Below are 18479 nucleotides of genomic sequence, written 5' to 3' on the forward strand. Positions count from 1 at the left end.
TCCCAACCGACATCAAACACTGAGGATTCACTGCAATGCAATCGATTGCACCATAGGGGAGGAATTTGTGTGTTTGCAAGTCGCAGTGCACGAAAATCAATGCTGCGAGGCACAACTCCGCAGCCGACCTGGAAAACAAAAGCCCCGCGTGAGCGGGGCTTTCCTTCTGGCGGTGGGAGCAGGACGACGCCTGTTGGCTACAGCGTCGAAATCGTGCCGCCGTCGATCCGATACTCCGTTCCGGCAATCGACGCCGACCGGGGAGACGCCAGGAACACAATCAGATCGGCCACCTCCTGCGGTGCCGCGGGCCGTCCCACCGGGATCCCGCCGAGCCAGTCCATGACCAGCCTCTTGCCACCTTCATAATCGGTTCCCGCTTCTGCCGCGATCCGCTCTGCAAATTCCCGGGATGCTTCTGTCTCGATCCAGCCCGGCGCTACGCTCAACACCCGCACGCCCTTGGGGGTGACCTCTCGTGAAAGCGACTTGCTGTAGGTCGTGAGTGCCGCTTTGGCGGCGGCATACGCGGTGGTGGACTCCGGCAGAGGCAGCATGCGCTGGATCGAACTGACGTGGATGATCACGCCAGCGCGCTGCGCGAGCATGGATGGCAGCAAGGCACGATCCAGACGCACCGCCGGCATCAGATTCAGGTTCAGCTCGGCAAGCCAGTGCGCATCACTGATCGCTGCGAAGCCGCCGCCAGGTGTCTTTGATCCCCCCAGCACATTGACCAGGATGTCTGCGCCGCCCCATGCCTGCAGCACGGCGTGGGCGAAAATGCCGGTGCCCTCGGCCGTCGACAGATCGGCGGCTACGTAGGCGACTCCTTCCACCGGGCGTGCCGGCAGGCTGCGCGCCGACGTCATCACCCTGGCCCCGGCCTCGGCGAGGGTCCTGACCACGGCCGCCCCCACACCGGCCGTGCCTCCGGTCACCACGGCCCGCAGGCCACCGAGTTGAAGATCGAAGCTCATGCGGTGATCTCCAGCGATGCGATCAGGCCCCGTTCCAGTTCGAAACGGTAGCTCAGCAGAATCGGACTGCTGGGGAAGTTGCCGCTCACGATGGCACGGACAACGTGGTGTTTCCCCTGCCGTTCGATGGCGCTCGGCACGCTGGTGGCGCTGTATTTGGCCGATGCCTCGGCCAGGAAGGCTTTGATGGCGTCGACGCCGACGAGGGTGTGCCCGTCGTCCTTCAGCACAGCCTGGGCGGCAAAACAACGCGCCAGCACTTCGGGGTCATGTTCGGCCGCGAAGTACGCGGCGATGGGTTCCGGGAGAGTCAACGCATTCATTCCTGGCTCCTGCAGTGGTGAGGCGCTCAGGATGTGCACGCAGGTCGGTTAAGTGAATGCCCTATAATCCGAATGGGTTATGTCACGAATCTTACATAATGCGCGGATCCGAGTTCGCTGAACTGAAGGCCTTCGTGGCGGTAGTGGAACGTCAGAGCTTCGCGCGGGCGGCGGAACATCTGGGGGTATCGCCCTCGGCCCTGAGCCAGACCATCCGTCAACTGGAAGGCCGTCTCGGCACCCGCCTTCTGAATCGCACAACACGAAGCGTGGCACCCTCGGCAAGTGGCGGACGACTGTACGCGCGCATCGCGCCGCTGTTCCAGGAGTTGGCGGTAGCGGTCGCTGAAACCAGCGAAGCGAGCGGACGGATCAACGGGACCCTGCGAATCAATACGCTGGGCATCGCCGCGAGAACACTGATTGCCCCGCGGCTTGCCCGCTTCCACCAGGCCTACCCTGATGTCGTTGTCGACATCGTGGTCGACGACGCGCTCAGCGACATCGTCAGTGGCCGGTTTGATGCGGGCATCCGCGTGGGTGGTCAGCTCGAGAAGGACATGGTGGCCATCCGCCTCACCCCGGACCTGAACATGGTGGCCGTGGCGTCACCGGATTACCTGGCACGCCGCGGAACACCGCGAATTCCGGCGGACCTGCAGGATCACGCCTGCATCAACTGGCGGCTGCAGAGTGACGGCAGGCAGTACCGATGGGAGTTCAAGAAGCGAGGCCGCCACCTGGAGGTCGCCGTGGACGGTCCTGTCGTCACCAATCACGCTGACGTCGGGATTGCAGCGGCACTGGCCGGCCTCGGAATCGCCTATCACTTCGAGCAGGATCGCGTGGGGGAACTGCTGGCCCAGGGATTGCTGGTGCGGGTACTGGCGGATTGGTCGGTCTCGCGCCCCGGGCTTTTTCTTTACTACCCGAACAGGCGGCACCGCCCCGCCCTGCTGGGTGCGTTCATTGATTGCCTGCTGGACCAGGGCGTGTTCGGTAATCGGTGACAACATCGAGGAACGTCCGCATCGGCCGCCGCCGGACAACAGGATCCCGGCAGTGCCTCAAGAACGACAAGGGCCCCAGGCAGGCATGCCAGGAGCCCTTGTCGGGATGCACCGAAGATGCGCTTAGAACGGAATATCGTCGTCAGCGAAGTCGTCCATCGGCGGCGCCTGCTGCGGCTGCGGACGCTGGTTGCCTCCCTGGTTGCCGTAACCGCCGCCCTGGTTGCCGCCCTGGTTGCCATAGCCACCGCCCTGGCCACCACGCTGGCCGCCGCCACCGCCGCCGTACTCCTGGCGCGGCGCCTGCTGGCGCTGCGGACGATCGCCGCCGTAGTTGCCGCCACCGCCGCCGCCGCCTTCACCGCGGCCGCCCAGCATCTGCATTTCATCGGCGATGATATCGGTGGAGTACTTCTCCACGCCGTCCTGGCCGGTGTACTTGTCGTAACGCAGGCTGCCTTCGACGTAGACCGAGCTGCCCTTGCGCAGGTACTCGCCGGCGATCTCGCCGAGCTTGCCGAAGAACACCACGCGGTGCCATTCGGTGCGCTCCTGCTGGTTGCCATCCTTGTCCTTGCGGACGCTGGTGGTGGCCAGGCTGATGCGGGTGATCGCCATGCCGCCCTGGGTGTACTTCACGTCCGGGTCGTTGCCGAGATTGCCGACCAGGATGACTTTGTTGATGCCGCGCGCCATAGGTACCTTCGTCCGTTGTCCAGGGGCAGACCGCCAGTGATAGCACAGCCCCGGGCGGGGTGCAGTACGCTGGGCCGCCCCTGGTGAAATTTGGGGGAATGCGAGAACGACGCATCTTACCATTGCCGCCGCCGTCCGCCCGGTCAGGAGACCCCGACCGCCCCGAAGGATCAGGCTGATTTCCTTGTCCGGCAATGACTTACCTGCGCCCCGACCGACGTTCAGAGGGGCATTCGCGTCGGCGCATGGCATCATGCCCGGGCACCTTCCATCTGCCCGCTCCGCCCGCCCATGACGATCAAAGGCAAAGCCACCTCCCTCGACATCGCCCACCTGGCCGGGGTCTCCCAGCCGACCGTGTCGCGGGCCCTGCGCGGCAGCCCGATGGTCAACGCCGAGACCCGCGAGCGCATCCTGCGCATCGCCCGCGAGCTGAACTACAAGGTCGACAAGAACGCCTCCAGCCTGCGCCTGCGCAATGCCGGCACGCTGGCCCTGCTGTTCTTCGAGGACCCGACCAACGACGACTCGTTGATCAACCCGTTCTTCCATTCGATGCTGGGCTCGATCACCCGCGCCTGCGCCCTGCACGGGCAGGACCTGCTGGTGTCGTTCCAGCAGCTGTCCACCGACTGGCAGGCCGATTACGAAGACAGCAACAAGGCCGACGGCATCATCCTGCTCGGCTACGGCGACTACCACGAATCGCGCGACCGCCTGCAGCGGCTGGTCGAACAGGGCACGCACTTCGTGCGCTGGGGCGCCGCCCTGCCTGGCCAGCCCGGTGTCTCGATCGGCAGCGACAACTTCCAGGGCGGGCATGACATCACCACCCATCTGCTGCTGCAGGGCTGCCGCCGCATCGCCTTCCTCGGCCATGCCTCCAGCCACTACCCCGAATTCCAGGAGCGCTACCGCGGCCACGTCGCGGCCCTGCAGGAACATGGCCTGGCCGCCGAACCGGCGCTGCAGCACGACGCCATCACCACCGAAGCCTCTGGCCAGCAGGCCTGCCAGGCGCTGCTGGCGCGCGCTGAACCGGTCGATGCGATCTGCGCGGCCAGCGACCTGATCGCCATCGGCGCGATCCGCGCCCTGCGCGAGGCCGGGCTGCGGGTACCGCAGGACGTGGCGGTGACCGGCTTCGACGATATCCCGTTGGCCGCTTCGGTATCCCCGGCGCTGACCACGGTGCAGCAGGACACCAAGCAGGCCGGCCAGCTGCTGGTGGAGCGCCTGCTGACGCTGATCGGCCGGCAGCCGGTGGAGAGCCAGAGCATCCCGGTGAAGCTGGTGGTAAGAGAGTCTTCGGTCCGCGATTGAGGCCCCCCTGCGCGGAGCGGTCAGCCGCCAAGTGCGGCCGCGCCACACGGGCGGCCTCACCGTCGGCGATCACACGTTGCCGGCCAGGCAATGGAAGCGGATCTCCGGCGATGTACTCACGGGCTCACCGCGGACTGCGCGGCGGCGACGGCCGGGGCCCCAGCACCGCCAGCAGCACGTAGACCACGATCGAGGCGACGGTACCGAGTGCTGCCGTCACCCCGAATGCCCAGGCCGAACGGCCCTGCCCGCGTGCCCACTGCCCCAGATGCCAGGCGGCGCCCAGGTTGATCAACCAGGCAATGACAAACACCGGCCATTGCACCATGCCTACCGCGCGTAGCACGGGCATGGACACCAGCGCGGCGACGATGGCAGCGATCAGGAAGATCAGGGCCGAGCGGGAATGGTGTGCTGTGGAAACGCTCATGCGACCAACCTGCGCACCATCAACAGCACGCGATAGCTGCGGTTGTCGGCTTCCTGCAGCGGCTTCCAGCCTAGCCGAGCGTACAGGCCGCCATCCAGCGCTTCGGTCTGTAGATACAACTCGGAAACCCCCATCCGCACCGCCTGCGCCGTTGCCTGCTCCACCAGCGCACCAGCCAGCCCACGCCCGCGATGGCTGTCGGTCACGAACACGCTGCCCAGCCAATGTTCGTACTGCGGGAATGCCTGCATCTCCCTGCGCTTGAGCTGCACGGCACCGACCAACTGGTCTCCATCGAAGGCGGCGATCAGGTGCGGGAAACGTTCGGCGTCCTGCGGCGGATTGAGCCGCTGCAGTTCCTGTCCCAGCGACAGGCCCGCGTCGTGGCCCCATTGTGCGTGGTACCACTCGGCCAATTGCTGCCGTTCCGGTGCGCCAGCGGGTAATACCCTGAATTCCATGGCAATGCCTTGATTCCGATATTGCCCAAGAGGATCACGGACCGCGCTCGAAGGGAAGCCTTCTGTAGAGTCGCGCCGTGCTCGACTGATCCGGCATTGCGCGAACGGCAGCCGAGCATGGGCTCGGCTCTACATGACAATCAACCCTGGGCGAAGTCCTTCAGGATCTCGCCGACGCCGCTGGGCGAGATCTCGAAGCCCAGCGGGGTGCCGGGGTTGATCACCACGCCGTAGCCGCCGGGCACGCGGCGCAGCACGTCCAGCATCAGCCAGCGGATCTGGTGTTCGGCCTGCTGGCTGTAGATGCCCACCCGCGATGGATCGGTGAACACGGCCACGTGCAGCGTGCCCTGCTTGTCGAACAGCAGCGGGTCGAAACCGCTGCCATCGGGGGTCACCAGGCTGCCGGTCTGCAGCACCACCTCGGAGGCGACGAAGGCTTCCATGAAGGCGCGGATCGGCACCGCCCCATCCATCGCCGCCTTCAGCAGGGTTTCGATCGGGGTCTGCGGGGCGAGGTCGGTCATGGCGATACGGCGGGGAGATAGGGGCTCCTATTGTAGAGCCGAGCCTACGCTCGGCTGCCCCTATCTGCGCGCCTCAGAGGCGCAGCCGAGCATTGGCTCGGCTCTACAGCCGCCTGGCCCAGGCCGATCAACGCCCCAGACGCACGTCCCGCGCCTTCTGGTCGGCCATCGCCTTGTCCAGTTCGGCCTGCAGTGCCGGCTGCTGCACGGGCGCATCCAGCACGTAAACCTTCACCCCATGCGCCGGCACGTCGGTCTTCAGCTGCCGCTCGACCTTCACCGTGCCGCCATCCAGCGCGTCACGCCACGTGCCGGCCTGCAGGTAGCGATCCACCTCGAAGGTGCGCGCCACATCGCCCTTGTTCAGCAGCACCAGCGCCGTCTGCGCCACGTCACCGTGCTGCAGCACGCGGAAGAACACGGCCTCATCGCCCTGCAGCCGCTCGTTCACCTGCAAGCCACGCTGCAGTGCCGGGGTCGCTTCACGCAGTTTGGCGATACGCTGCAGCGGCGCGAAGATCGGGCTCTGCGGCGCAGCGTCCACACGCGGCTGGCCGAAGTAGGCACGGTTGCCTGCGTGCTCGGCGCGGCCACGCATGAAGCCGGTCTCCGAGCCGTAATAGACCACCGGAATGCCGCGTGCGGTGAACAGCCAGTTGTGCGCGTCGATGAAGCCGTTGTCGCTGGCCTGCAGGCGCGGCATGTCGTGGTTGTCGTAGAAGCTCATCAGCTCGTACGGATTGGCATACGGGCCGCCGCTCAGGTGCAGCGGCTCGGCCAGGGTCTCGAAGCCCTTGCCGGCAGTGCCGAAGGTCTGCTCCAGAGCACCGCGCAACGGGAAGTCGAGCACGCTGACATTGGCGTTGGCCGGCCAGGTGTGCTCGGCAATGGTCGCCGCGTTGTAGTCGAAGGCTTCGCCGAACATGAACATGCCCGGGTGCTCGGCGCGGATGCGCTTGACGAATTCATGCCACCACGGGTGCGGCAGCCAGCCGATGGTGTCGATGCGCAATGCGTCCACGCCCTGCGCGGTCCACTGCAGGTAAGCGCCGACCAGGTAATCCATCACCGCCGGATTGTCCTGGTTGAAGTCGGACAGCTCGGCCAGGTTGCCGTCGAAGATCGAGCCGTCCTTGCTGTCGACCGGACCGATGTTGTTGTAGAACGCGTGCAGCGGGTTGTGCTTCGGGTCCAGCTTCTGCGGCGGCAGGTTCTGGTGGTCGGCGATCAACTTTCCATCCTTGTCGAAGATCTGACCGAACTGCGGTTGCCGTGTCGGCATGGTCCAGGCCGGCGAACCGTGGTTGCCGACGATGTCCAGCACCACCTTCAGGCCGGCACCGTGCAGGCCCTTGGTCAGTCCGGCGAAGTCCAGGTCCCTGCTGGGCAGGTGCTCATCGAGTCTGTAGAAGTTGATGCCCCAGTAGCCGTGGTAGCCGGTCTTGCCGCGGTCGGTCAGCGTGCTGGTGCAGCTGATCGGCTTGCTGCCGGTGAAAGCTTGGTCGGGGTTGTCGATGATCGGCGTGATCCACACCGCGCCGAACCCCAGGTTGCGGATGTACTGCGCATTGTCGAGCACGCCACGGAAGTCGCCGCCGAGGTAGCCGATGTTGCCGTCCACCTTGTCCGGGCATGGCACCGGGATGTCGAAGGTGCGGTGCGCGCCACCCTGGCCGCGATGATCGTTGGATGGATCACCGTTGACGAAGCGGTCAGTGACCACGAAGTACACCGCATCGCTGGCGAACGGTTCGGTGGTGCCGACGTAGTCCGGGCGCGGCGTGGCCACGGCCTGGCCGGCGAACAGGGCAAGGGAAACGGCAACAGCCAGTACACCACGCATCACACCACCTCCGGACGGGACGGAACCCGCAGCACGCACAAGCCGGCGACGAACAGGCTGCAGCCGCCCAGCACCAGCACATGCATCGGCTGGCCACCCAGCCATGCGCGCAGGGCAAAGCCGAGCGCACTGGCCGCCACCAGCTGCGGGATCACGATGAAGAAATTGAAGATGCCCATGTACACACCCATCTTCGACGCAGGCACGCTGTCGGACAGCAGTGCATACGGCAACGACAGGATCGAGGCCCAGGCAAAGCCCACACCCACCATCGACAGCAGCAGCCAGTGCGGGTCGCGGATGAACATCAGCGAGACCAGGCCGGCAGCGCCCAGCCACAGGTTGACCAGGTGGCTCCAGCGCAGGCCGATCGCACGCACCATCGGCGGAATCAGCACCGCCGCCAGCGCAGCGAAGCCGTTGTAGGCGCCAAACAGCACGCCCACCCAGTTGGCACCTTCGTTGTAGGCCACCGACTGTGGATCGGTCGAACCGAAGTGGGTACCGGCCACCGCAGCAGTGGTGTAGATCCACATGGCGAAAAGCGCGAACCATGAGAAGAACTGCACCCACGCCAGGCGGCGCATGGTCACCGGCATCGCGCGCAGGTCGCCGACGATGGCGGCCAGCATATGCGTGGCCGGCAACGCGCGCGCGGCCGCCAGCAGCAGGCCGTAGCCGGCGCACAGGCCTGCCAGCACGTACAGCATCCTGTCGCCTTGTCGCCAGGTGATCAGCAGCGCCAACAGCACACCCAGCCCTAGCCACAGGGCCACCCGCGTCCATGGCGCCGGGCCGTTGATCACCGCTCCCGCATGATGCGCCGGCGGCTCGGCATCATCGAAGGCAGCCAGCTCTGCTGGTGAATATTCGCGGGTGCTGACCACCGTCCACGTGATCGCCGCCAGCAGCACCGCCGCGCCGAAGTAGAACGCATAGCGCACGGTGTCCGGCACCTCACCGGCGGCGGCCGTATTGGCAACGCCGAAGTGGGCCAGGATGAACGGCAGGAAGCTGGCGACGATGGCGCCCACACCGATGAAGAAGCTCTGCATCGCATAGCCGGCCGGACGCTGGCGTGGCGCCAGCTGGTCGCCGACGAAGGCTCGGAACGGCTCCATCGATACGTTGATCGAGGCATCGAGCACCCACAGCGTGCCGGCCGCGATCCACAGCGTCGGTGAATTCGGCATCACCAGCAGGGCCAGCGTGGTCAGCACCGCACCGATCATGAAGAACGGACGGCGCCGCCCCCAGCGCGTCCAGGTGCGATCGGACAGGTAACCGATCACCGGCTGCACCAGCAGGCCGGTCAGCGGCGCGGCGATCCACAGCCCCGGTACCGCGTCGATGTCCGCGCCCAGCGTCTCGAAAATTCGGCTGGCGTTGGCATTCTGCAGGGCGAAGCCGAACTGGATGCCGAGAAAACCGAAACACATGTTCCAGATCTGCCAGAACGACAGCTGGGGTTTGGCGGGGCGATTCATCGCGCGCCCTCTACGGCCACGGGCGCCACCGTCAGCGCCTGCACCTGCGCCTGGTTGAGCACGCCGCCGCGCCCGCCCTTGCCCCCGGTGTAGTGCGCGAAGTGCTGCAGTGTGCTCATGTTGAAGCCCTCTTCAAGCGTGACCGCGCATCGGCCCTTCGGCACCGGGAACGTCGCCGAGGTCGAGTCCTGCACGGCCACGCTGTGCGGCAGGGTGACGGTGTGCCGCTGCAACGGCTGGCCCGGGCACTGCAGCACCAGCTGCTTCACCGCGGCGGTCACGCCCGTGTTGATCGGCCCATTCGCGTTGCTGTACTGCAGGCGCAGGCGCACCTGCCCCGCCTTGGCCGAGGTGAACTGCCAGCGCTCGGCACCCTTCAATCGCTGCTGCGGACCGACGCAGACCATCGGACTGTGCAGCGATTCCAATGCGCCGTCGCGCCGGGTCAGGCTCAGGCAATGCTGCAGGCCGTCATCGACGATGCGTGCCACGCCCTGGGTGATCGCGGTCACCGCCCGGCCGTCCTGCCACAGCACCTGGCCTTCAGCCACCGGTACCGACCAACCTCTGCCGCTGCGTCGCGCCTGCGGCGCGGGCGGGGTTGCCGGCGCGCGCGCATTGGCATCGACCGTGCTGGCGGGCGACGTGCGCGACGGCGCGGCCACCAGCTGCACGGTGGTGGTGGCACCACGCGTCTTTACCTCGCCCGCCACCAGCAGGCCATCACCCACCTGCTTCGGCCGCTCCAGCACATAGCGCTTGCCATCGGCCTCCAGGGAGATGCGGCGCTGCTTGCCGAACAGTTCGGGGACCAGCGCGGCTGGCAGCTTGGGCTGCACGCGGCCATCGTCCTGCACACCGAACACGCCCTCGACCACCATCGACAGATATCCAGCCACCGACCACAGCTGGCGCTCCGAATTGACCACCGGCCCGCTGAGCGCACCTTCATCGACATGCACGGCCTGGCTGACCAGCTCGTAGTTCTCCATGTTGGAGCCGGCCAGCGCGGCACCCTGCATCAGCGAGCGGATCTCGGCGGCAATGCGCGGCGCATCGTCCAGCTGCCGCGCCGCACGCAGCGAGTAGGCACTGACGAACGGCCAGATTGCCCGGTTGTGATAGATCGGCTGTTGTGCTTCCTGCGGCCAGACCACCGGGCTGCCGGCCGGGCCCATCGGATACGCCGCCAGCGCACGCCGCGCGCGCTCGGGCGGCAGCACCTCGGCGAGGATGCCCAGCGAGAGGCCGAGCAGATCGACCTTGGCGTACGGCACCGGGTGCGCGGCTTCGCCGATGTAGCTCATGTACTGGCCGATATCCTCGCGCCAGAAGCGCGCATCGATCTGCTGGGCCAATGCATCGGCCCAGGCCTTGTAGTCGGCCGCGCGGGCATCGCCGCGCTGCCCGGCCAGGCGTTCGGCCAGGCGCAGTGCCTGGTAGTGCAGCACGTTGGTGGACAGTGCGTAGGAATCACCGATGAAACGCACATCCTCGCGGGTCCAGTCTGGATAGGTCTGCTCACGCCAGTCCAGGAAGGAGGTCTCGCCGCGGTACAGGCCCATCTGCGCGTCGAACACCATCGCGCGGTCCTGCGCCAGCGTGGCCTGCAGCGCCTGCCAGACCTGGTCGGCAAACGCGCGATCCTGCAGCAGGTGACGCGCGGCCAGGAACCACACCACGCGGTCACTGCTGATCGGCCAGCTGCCGCCGGAGCCGGTGTCCTGCGCAACGAACAGGCCGGGCGTATGGCCATCGCGCGCCGCCGACAGCTTGAACTGCAGCGACTGCCGGGTGCGCTTCGGATCCAGGCGTGCGAGCGCCAGATCGGCGGCAAAGCTGACATCGCGCGTCCACACATAGGGCCAGCGCGCGCCGGTCTGGAAGCACTCGCAGGGCACCGGCCGGCCTTCGTCGAAGGCGGGATCACGGATCGCATCCACGCGGTCCTGGTCCATCTCCTGCTGGGCCAGTGCGAACAGGGCATCGAACATCACGCTGCCGGTCTGGCTGCGCATCGGCATCGGCGCGATGCGCACCTCGCCGCGCCCTTCCGGTGTGCGCGCATGCAGCACGAAGCTGCCCTTGGCAGCGGCTTCGGCGCGCGCATGGCGGCCGTCGAATTGCAGGTCGGCCGCCTGCGCGGTCGTCCCCAGCGCTGCCCCCAGGGCAGCGGTCAGGCAAATGATCTTCAGCATCGAAGCGGCGGACCGGCTCGCGCCCGTCGGCCTCCCTCCCTCTCTGCACGCGTTGTAGGTCCGCACCGTCGTTGCCGGCGGGCGGGCGCGGCCCCTCCCTCAAGGTGCCCTGGCGCCATGGTAGACGCGGGGCTGTCGGCTGCGTCCAGTTGCATACGTATTCATGGCGTCGCGCGGTAGCGCACCCGCCGCGCTGGCTTATGGTCCGGGTCTGCCAACGGCGCCTTGGGAGGGGAATTGCCGATGTCACCCACTGCTGTACGCGCGGTATTCGCGCACATGCTGGGCCTGGCCCTGATCGGATGGGCCACGCTGGTCCAGGCCGCGCCCCAGGTGGCCAGCGTCGAATCGCCGGGCAAGGTGTTGAAGGTCAGCCTGGTGCTGGACGGCGGCACGGCCCGCTACCGGGTCGAGCGCCTGGGCGACACTGTGGTGGAGGATTCGAAGCTCGGCTTCGCCCTGCGCGACGGTCGCCTGGACCGCGATTTCACCCTGCTGGGCCAGCAGCGGCGCAGCGTCGATGACACCTGGGAGCAGCCGTGGGGCGAGCGCCGGCTCACCCGCAACCATTTCAACGAGCTGACCGTGCAGCTGGCCGAAACCACCGGCAGCAAGCGCCGGCTGGATGTAGTGTTCCGCGTCTACGACGATGGCCTCGGCTTCCGCTACGTATTCCCCGAGCAGCCGAATCTGCGCGAGGCCATCATCGATGACGAGCTGACCGAGTTCGCCATCGCACAGGACTCCACCGCCTGGTGGATCCCCGCCGGCGAGCCGATCCACTACGAGTACCTGTACCAGCGCACCCCGCTGCGCGAAGTACCGCTGGTGCATACGCCGATGACCCTGCGCAGCCGCGATGGCCTGCATGTGGCCATTCACGAGGCCGCGCTGGTGGACTACGCCGGCATGTGGCTGCGCCGCAGCGAGGGGCAGCGCCTGCGCGCGCAGCTCTCGCCCTCGGCCGAAGGCTGGAAGGTGCGCCGCACCCTGCCCTTCGCCACGCCGTGGCGCACGCTGCAGATCGCCGACCGCGCCGGTGGCCTGGTCGAATCGGACCTGATCCTCAATCTCAACGAACCCAATGCGCTGGGTGATGTGAGCTGGGTGAAGCCGGCCAAGTACCTGGGCGTGTGGTGGTCGATGCACCTGGACAACGAGAGCTGGGCGACCGGGCGGAAGCATGCGGCTACCACCGCCAAGACGAAAAAAGTCATCGACTTCGCCGCGGCGCACGGCTTCCGCGGCGTGCTGGTGGAAGGCTGGAATCCGGGCTGGGACGGCATGTGGGTGGGCAATGGCTACGACTTTGATTTCACCCGCGCCACGCCCGATTTCGATATCGAATCGCTGTCGGCGTATGGCCTGAACAAGGGCGTGCACCTGATCGGTCACCACGAAACCGGCTGCGCCATCGAACATTACGAGGCCCAGCTGGGCGCCGCGCTGGACCTGTACGCACGGCTGGGCGTGGACCAGTTCAAGACCGGCTACGTCTGCGACGACGGCCAGGTCGACCGCCGCAATCCCACGGGGGGCCCCTTGTGGCGCGAGTGGCATGACGGGCAGTTCATGGCCCGCCACCATCTGAAGGTGGTGCAGGAAGCCGCGCGCCGGCACCTGTCGGTGAACCCGCATGAGCCGATCAAGGACACCGGCCTGCGCCGCACCTATCCCAACTGGATCTCGCGCGAAGGCGCTCGCGGCATGGAGTACAACGCCTGGGGCCAACCACCGAACCCGCCGGAGCACGAGGTCAACCTGGTGTTCACCCGCATGCTGGCCGGGCCGATGGACTACACCCCCGGCATCCTCAGCCTGAAGGGCCGCCACGGCCAGGCCATCCCCAGTACGTTGGCCCGCCAACTGGCGCTGTACGTGGTGCTGTACAGCCCGATCCAGATGGCCGCCGACCTGCCCGAACACTACCTGCAGCATCGCGAGGCGTTCCGTTTCATCGAGGACGTGGCGGTGGACTGGGAGCAGAGCCGCGTGCTCGATGGCGAAGTGGGTGACTACGTGACGATCGTGCGCCGCGACCGCAACAGCCGCGACTGGTTCCTCGGCAGCATCACCGATGAACACGGCCGCGTGCTGCCGGTGTCACTGGGCTTCCTGGAACCTGGCGTGCGCTACCGCGCCGAGATCTACCGCGATGGCGAGGGCGCGGATTTCCGCAGCAATCCATTCGCGTTCGTTCGCGAAACCCGCGAAGTGACCAGCGCCGATGCAGTGACGCTGGTGCTGGCACCCGGCGGTGGCCAGGCCATTCGCTTCACGCCGATCCGCTGAACGTTTTCCTGCATGCGCCCCCGTAGCGCCCGAGCCCACGCTCGGGCGGCGGTGCGTAGCACCGAAATGCAGCCGAGCATGGGCTCGGCTCTACAGAACGAGACACATGAAAGCGATTACATCCCTGCAGACGCCATTGAATACGTATGCAGGGTGATTCCCGCGAAGAACGCGCTGCCTACCATAGCGGCGACGACAGCGGCCACCGCGTCGCACGTTCACGGCGCCGCCGGAACGCTCACAAATCGATCTGCAACATTGCCTGGGAGGGGAAAATGTTGAACCACAAGCGCAGCGCGCTGAGCATCGCGCTGGCCATTGTCCTGGCGCCGACGCTGGCGTCGGCACAGTCCACGCAGAGCACCACCACACCGGCCGGCACCGCCGCCACCAACCTCGATACGGTGCAGGTCACCGGCATCCGCCGCGGCATCGAGAGCGCGATCGCGGTCAAGCAGGACGCCACCTCGGTGGTCGAAGCGATCTCCGCCGAAGACATCGGCAAGCTGCCCGACGTCAGCATCGCCGAATCGATCTCGCGCCTGCCCGGCCTGGCCGCCCAGCGCGTGGCGGGCCGCGCGCAGGTAATCAGCGTCCGCGGCCTGTCGCCGGACTTCGCCACCACCCTGCTCAATGGCCGCGAAGTGGTCAGCACCGGCGACAACCGTGGCGTCGAGTTCGACCAGTATCCGTCCGAGCTGGTCAACGGCGTGACCGTGTACAAGACCCCGGACGCGGCGCTGGTCGGCCAGGGCCTGTCGGGCACCATCGACATGCAGACCGCGCGCCCGCTCAGCTTCGGCGAGCGCGTGATCGCGGTCAGTGGCCGCTACCAGAAGAGCTCGCTGGGCCGCGCCGCCAACACCGATCCGTACGGCAACCGCTTCAGCGCCAGCTACATCGACCAGTTCCTGGACAAGACCCTGGGCATCGCCATCGGCTATGCGCACAGCGACATGCCGATCCAGGAGAACCAGGTCGGCCTGTACGAACCGTGGACCACCGAGCACACCGACAAGGGCGACCGTCCGGGCGTGGGTGCCGGCACCTACTTCTCCGATGGCATCAAGGCGCTGCGCCGCACCGGCAACAACAAGCGCGACGGCGTGATGGCCACGATCCAGTTCCGGCCGAACAACAGCTGGACCAGCACCTTCGATGCATTCCACACCGAAGCCGAGCAGATCGACACCGCCAACCAGTTCGAGCTCAACCTGAGCAACTACAACGGCAACTACACCCCGGGCCTGCTGGTCAGCAACCCGCAGGTCAACGCCAATGGTTCGTTCACTGGCGGCACCGCCAGCGGCGTGTACCCGCTGGTACGCGGCATGTACAACAAGCGCAAGGACAAGATCGACGCGTTCGGCTGGAACAACGAGTTCAATTTCAGTGGCGTCAAGCTGGTCGCCGACCTGAACTACTCCAAGGCCACGCGCGACGAGCTGAACCTGGAAAACAACCTGCAGCTGACGCCGATGCCGCAGCTGGATACGGTCGGCGTGTCGATCCGCCAGGACGGCTTCTCGCAGATCAGCCCGGGGCTGAACTACTCCAACCCCGACGCGTTGTTCCTGACCAACACCATCTACGGCTCCGGCTACGGCAAGGTGCCGCAGGTGGAAGACCGCCTGAAGGGTGGCAAGCTGGCCGCAACGATCGCCTTGCCCGAAGCGATCGCCTCGTGGGCGCCGGACATCGACATCGGCGTGAACTACGCCGACCGCCGCAAGGTGAAGACCCAGTCCGAAGGCAACATCCTGCTGGGTGCGCAGGGCGATGCCAACATCGCCTCGGACCTGCAGTATCGCCCGGTCAACCTCGGCTTCGCCGGCCTCGGCACCATCCCGGCCTGGAACGTGCCCGCCGCGGTGGGCCGCTACATGACCTTCAACCCGGTCGACAACCTGGACTACCTGATTCCCAAGTCGTGGACGGTGCAGGAGAAGATCACCACCGCCTGGGCGCGCCTGAACATCAACACCGACATCGGCGTGGTTGGCGTGCGCGGCAACATCGGCGTGCAGATGCAGCACACCGACCAGAGCTCGGATTCGCGCTACTGGGACAGCTCGCAAACGGCCGGCAACAACATCCAGCCCTACTCCGCGGGCCGCACGTACAACGACTGGCTGCCGAGCCTGAACCTGGCCTTCCTGTTCCCGCACCAGCAGACGCTGCGCTTCGCCGTCGCCAAGCAGGTCGCGCGCCCGCGCGTGGACCAGATGCGCGCCGGCCTGGAGTTCGGCGTGGACACCGGCACCGGCCGCCCCGGCGGCAGCGGCGGCAATCCGCTGCTGGACCCGTGGCGTGCCACCGCGCTGGACCTGTCCTACGAGAAGTACTTCGGCGAGAAGGCCTACGTGGCCGCCGCGATCTTCTACAAGGACCTGAAGAGCTACGTCTACACCCAATCGGTCGACAACTACGACTTCACCGCGCTGCTGGGCAGCTACGTGCCGCCGCCGGGCATGACGGCACCGGTGCTGACCACCGGCACCTTCTCCGCCCCGCAGAACGGCAAGGGCGGCACGCTGAAGGGCCTGGAACTGACCGCATCGTTCCCGCTGGAGATGCTGACCGACAGCCTGCGTGGCTTCGGCGTGCAGGCCAGCGCGACCTTCAACAAGAGCGACATCACCATCCTGGACCCGGAGAGCGCGTCCAGCGTGGGCAGCGACCCGATCAGCCTGCCGGGCCTGTCCAAGCGCGTGTACAACTTCACCGCGTATTACGAGCGCAGCGGCTTTGAAGCACGCGTCAGCCAGCGCCGGCGTTCGGACTTCATCGGCGAGATCGGCAACTTCAACGGCAACCGCAGCCTGCGCTACGTGGTCGGCGAGAACGTGACCGACGCGCAGATCAGCTACACCTTCAGCGACAGCAGTGCCCTGCGTGGCCTGACCCTGCTTCTGCAGGGCAGCAACCTGACCAACGAGCCGTACCGCACCTACGCCGGCAGCAAGGACCGCCCGCTGGAGTACATCGAGTGGGGCCGCACCTACATGCTGGGCGTGAACTACAAGTTCTGACCACAGCCGGGTAGTGCCGGCCGCTGGCCGGCAACCACCCCATCGGTAGCGCCGGGCCATGCCCGGCGACGGAAGCCAGGAGCAGGACCGGAAACCCGCTGCGCAGGCAGCGGGTTTTCTTTTGCGCGGATGCCGGCCGTTGGTCGGCAAGGCCCACCCACAAAAAAGGGACGGGGCGCTTCGGCCCCGTCCCCGCAAGTACCGCCACCGGAGAAAACGGTCAGCTGCGTCGGGCGCAATACACCGCGCGCGGCGGCAGCTGGAGTTCATTGCCCTGCACCGTGCCCACATCCGGGCCCGGTACCGCCACCTGCTGCCAGTTGCCCGGCGGCAGCGGATGGGTCACTGCCTCGGCCGACAGGTTGAAGGCCAGCAGGAGGGTTTCATCTGCAAGCATACGCTCGAACAGCAGCACTGGCTCGGCGCTTTCAAGGAATCTGATGCTGCCATGCAGAAGCGCCGGCTGGGTATGCCGCCAGGCCAGGAACGCCCGGAACGCCGCCAGCACCGAATGCGGGTCGCGTTCCTGCACCGCCACCGCCGCCGCCCGGTGCTCGGCCGGAATCGGCAGCCAGGGCTGGCCGCTGGTGAAACCTGCTAACGGCGCATCGGTCCATGGCAGCGGGGTGCGGCAGCCATCACGGCCCTTGAAATTCGGCCAGAAGGTGATGCCGTAGGGGTCCTGCAGTGCCTCGAACGGTACCTCGGCCTCGGCCAGGCCCAGTTCCTCGCCCTGGTACAGGCAGACCGAGCCGCGCAGCGAGCACAGCATCGCCACCAGCATCCGCGCCAGGCGCGGATCGGCCGGGTGGCCGCCCCAGCGGCTGACCGCCCGCTCCACGTCGTGATTGGACACCGCCCAGCACGGCCAGCCTTCGGTCATCGCCGCTTCCAGCCGCGAGACCGTGTCGCGGATATAGGCCGCGCTGTAGTCATCCACCAGCAGCTCGAAGCTGTAGCCCATGTGCAGGCGGCCTTCGCGGGTGTACTCGGCGGTGGTCGCCAGCGAGTCCTCCGAGGAGATCTCGCCCAGGCTGACCGCGCCCGGGTACTGATCCAGCAGCGCGCGCAGGCGCTCCAGGAACGGCAGGTTCTCCGGCTGGGTGTTGTTGTAGTAGTGGTACTGGTAGGCGTACGGGTTGTCCGGGCTGAAGCCGCGCCCCACCCGCTTCTCCGCCGGCTTGGGCGGGTTGTCACGCAGCTGCGCGTCGTGGAAGCAGAAGTTGATCGCATCCAGGCGGAAGCCATCCACGCCGCGATCGAGCCAGAAACGGACATTGTCCAGGGTGGCCTGCTGCACGTCCGGGTGATGGAAGTTCAGGTCCGGCTGGTCGACCAGGAAGTTGTGCAGGTAGTACTGCTCGCGGCGCGGCTCCCACTGCCAGGCACAGCCGCCGAACAGCGACAGCCAGTTGTTCGGCGGGGTGCCGTCCTCGCGCGGGTCGGCCCACACGTACCAGTCGGCCTTCGGATTGCTGCGGTCCTGGCGGCTCTCACGGAACCAGGCATGCTCGATCGAGGTATGGCTCAGCACCTGGTCGATCATCACCTTCAGGCCCAGGCCATGGGCCTTGGCCAGCAGGCGGTCGAAGTCGCCCAGGCTGCCGAACAGCGGGTCGACGTCGCGGTAGTCGGCGATGTCGTAGCCGAAGTCGGCCATGGGGGACTTGAAGAACGGCGAGATCCAGATCGCATCCACGCCCAGCGCGGCAATGTGGTCCAGGCGCTCGATGATGCCCGGCAGGTCGCCCACCCCATCGCCGTTGGCATCGAGGAAACTGCGCGGGTAGATCTGGTAGATGACGGCTCCGCGCCACCATGGATAGTGCGACATCGACAGCCCCCCTCCGGGCATGCGGGACCCGCCGGCAGCGGGC

Annotated in this window: 14 protein-coding genes; 4 read left to right on the forward strand and 10 right to left on the reverse strand. The window is 66.8% G+C overall.

The genetic code is table 11. The features are described 5' to 3' along the window. Positions 1 to 197 precede the first annotated feature (197 nt). Together AB839_RS09730 and AB839_RS09735 are read right to left on the reverse strand one after the other, a co-directional pair. On the reverse strand, positions 198 to 980 hold the full coding sequence (locus tag AB839_RS09730; protein WP_061479191.1) for an SDR family oxidoreductase: 783 nt from the start codon (positions 978 to 980) through the stop codon (positions 198 to 200). Continuing rightward, the gene (locus AB839_RS09735) at positions 977 to 1303 is read right to left on the reverse strand and encodes a nuclear transport factor 2 family protein (RefSeq protein ID WP_061479192.1); all 327 of its coding nucleotides are present in this window, start codon (positions 1301 to 1303) and stop codon (positions 977 to 979) included. Before AB839_RS09735 ends, AB839_RS09730 begins: the two co-directional genes overlap by 4 nt. A 98-nt stretch (positions 1304 to 1401) precedes the next feature. Between AB839_RS09735 and AB839_RS09740 the strand changes: the two genes are divergently transcribed. Then, positions 1402 to 2313 (forward strand): LysR family transcriptional regulator, encoded by a 912-nt coding sequence (locus tag AB839_RS09740; RefSeq protein WP_061479193.1) that lies wholly within the window; start codon positions 1402 to 1404, stop codon positions 2311 to 2313. A 123-nt stretch (positions 2314 to 2436) separates the two neighbouring features. Here AB839_RS09740 and AB839_RS09745 read toward each other — a convergent pair whose 3' ends face one another. Beyond that, positions 2437 to 3009, reverse strand: coding sequence for a single-stranded DNA-binding protein (locus AB839_RS09745; RefSeq protein WP_043034165.1), 573 nt, complete (start codon positions 3007 to 3009; stop codon positions 2437 to 2439). 291 nt (positions 3010 to 3300) lie between these two features. Here AB839_RS09745 and AB839_RS09750 point away from each other — a divergent pair, with 291 nt between their 5' ends. Next, positions 3301 to 4332, forward strand: coding sequence for a LacI family DNA-binding transcriptional regulator (locus AB839_RS09750; RefSeq protein ID WP_061479194.1), 1032 nt, complete (start codon positions 3301 to 3303; stop codon positions 4330 to 4332). A 124-nt stretch (positions 4333 to 4456) separates the two neighbouring features. On the opposite strand, the gene AB839_RS09755 is transcribed toward AB839_RS09750, so the two are convergent. From AB839_RS09755 to AB839_RS09780, 6 genes are all read right to left on the reverse strand, one after another. Further along, on the reverse strand, positions 4457 to 4762 hold the full coding sequence (locus AB839_RS09755) for a hypothetical protein (RefSeq protein WP_061479195.1): 306 nt from the start codon (positions 4760 to 4762) through the stop codon (positions 4457 to 4459). Continuing rightward, positions 4759 to 5223: a GNAT family N-acetyltransferase gene (locus AB839_RS09760; protein ID WP_061479196.1), complete on the reverse strand. Its 465-nt coding sequence runs from the start codon at positions 5221 to 5223 to the stop codon at positions 4759 to 4761. Before AB839_RS09760 ends, AB839_RS09755 begins: the two co-directional genes overlap by 4 nt. Positions 5224 to 5363: 140 nt before the next feature. Then, on the reverse strand, positions 5364 to 5750 hold the full coding sequence (locus AB839_RS09765) for an SseB family protein (RefSeq protein ID WP_061479197.1): 387 nt from the start codon (positions 5748 to 5750) through the stop codon (positions 5364 to 5366). Between the two features lie 127 nt (positions 5751 to 5877). Further along, positions 5878 to 7593, reverse strand: coding sequence for an alpha-amylase family glycosyl hydrolase (locus tag AB839_RS09770; protein WP_061479198.1), 1716 nt, complete (start codon positions 7591 to 7593; stop codon positions 5878 to 5880). Next, on the reverse strand, positions 7593 to 9080 hold the full coding sequence (locus tag AB839_RS09775) for an MFS transporter (protein ID WP_061479199.1): 1488 nt from the start codon (positions 9078 to 9080) through the stop codon (positions 7593 to 7595). The genes AB839_RS09770 and AB839_RS09775 overlap by 1 nt, the downstream gene beginning before the upstream one ends. Next, the gene (locus AB839_RS09780; RefSeq protein ID WP_061479200.1) at positions 9077 to 11278 is read right to left on the reverse strand and encodes a Six-hairpin glycosidase-like protein; all 2202 of its coding nucleotides are present in this window, start codon (positions 11276 to 11278) and stop codon (positions 9077 to 9079) included. Before AB839_RS09780 ends, AB839_RS09775 begins: the two co-directional genes overlap by 4 nt. Before the next feature lie 237 nt (positions 11279 to 11515). Here AB839_RS09780 and AB839_RS09785 point away from each other — a divergent pair, with 237 nt between their 5' ends. Together AB839_RS09785 and AB839_RS09790 are read left to right on the forward strand one after the other, a co-directional pair. After that, positions 11516 to 13570 carry a glycoside hydrolase family 97 protein gene (locus tag AB839_RS09785; protein WP_061479201.1) on the forward strand — a complete coding sequence of 685 codons (2055 nt, stop codon included), beginning with the start codon at positions 11516 to 11518 and terminating at the stop codon, positions 13568 to 13570. A gap of 275 nt (positions 13571 to 13845) precedes the next feature. After that, on the forward strand, positions 13846 to 16602 hold the full coding sequence (locus AB839_RS09790; RefSeq protein ID WP_061479243.1) for a TonB-dependent receptor: 2757 nt from the start codon (positions 13846 to 13848) through the stop codon (positions 16600 to 16602). A gap of 220 nt (positions 16603 to 16822) precedes the next feature. Here the strand turns inward: AB839_RS09790 and AB839_RS09795 are convergent, their stop codons facing one another. After that, positions 16823 to 18436: an alpha-glucosidase family protein gene (locus AB839_RS09795; protein WP_061479202.1), complete on the reverse strand. Its 1614-nt coding sequence runs from the start codon at positions 18434 to 18436 to the stop codon at positions 16823 to 16825. Positions 18437 to 18479: the final 43 nt, after the last annotated feature.

This window comes from Stenotrophomonas sp. DDT-1 (assembly GCF_001580555.1).
Taxonomy (GTDB): Bacteria; Pseudomonadota; Gammaproteobacteria; order Xanthomonadales; family Xanthomonadaceae; genus Stenotrophomonas; species Stenotrophomonas sepilia.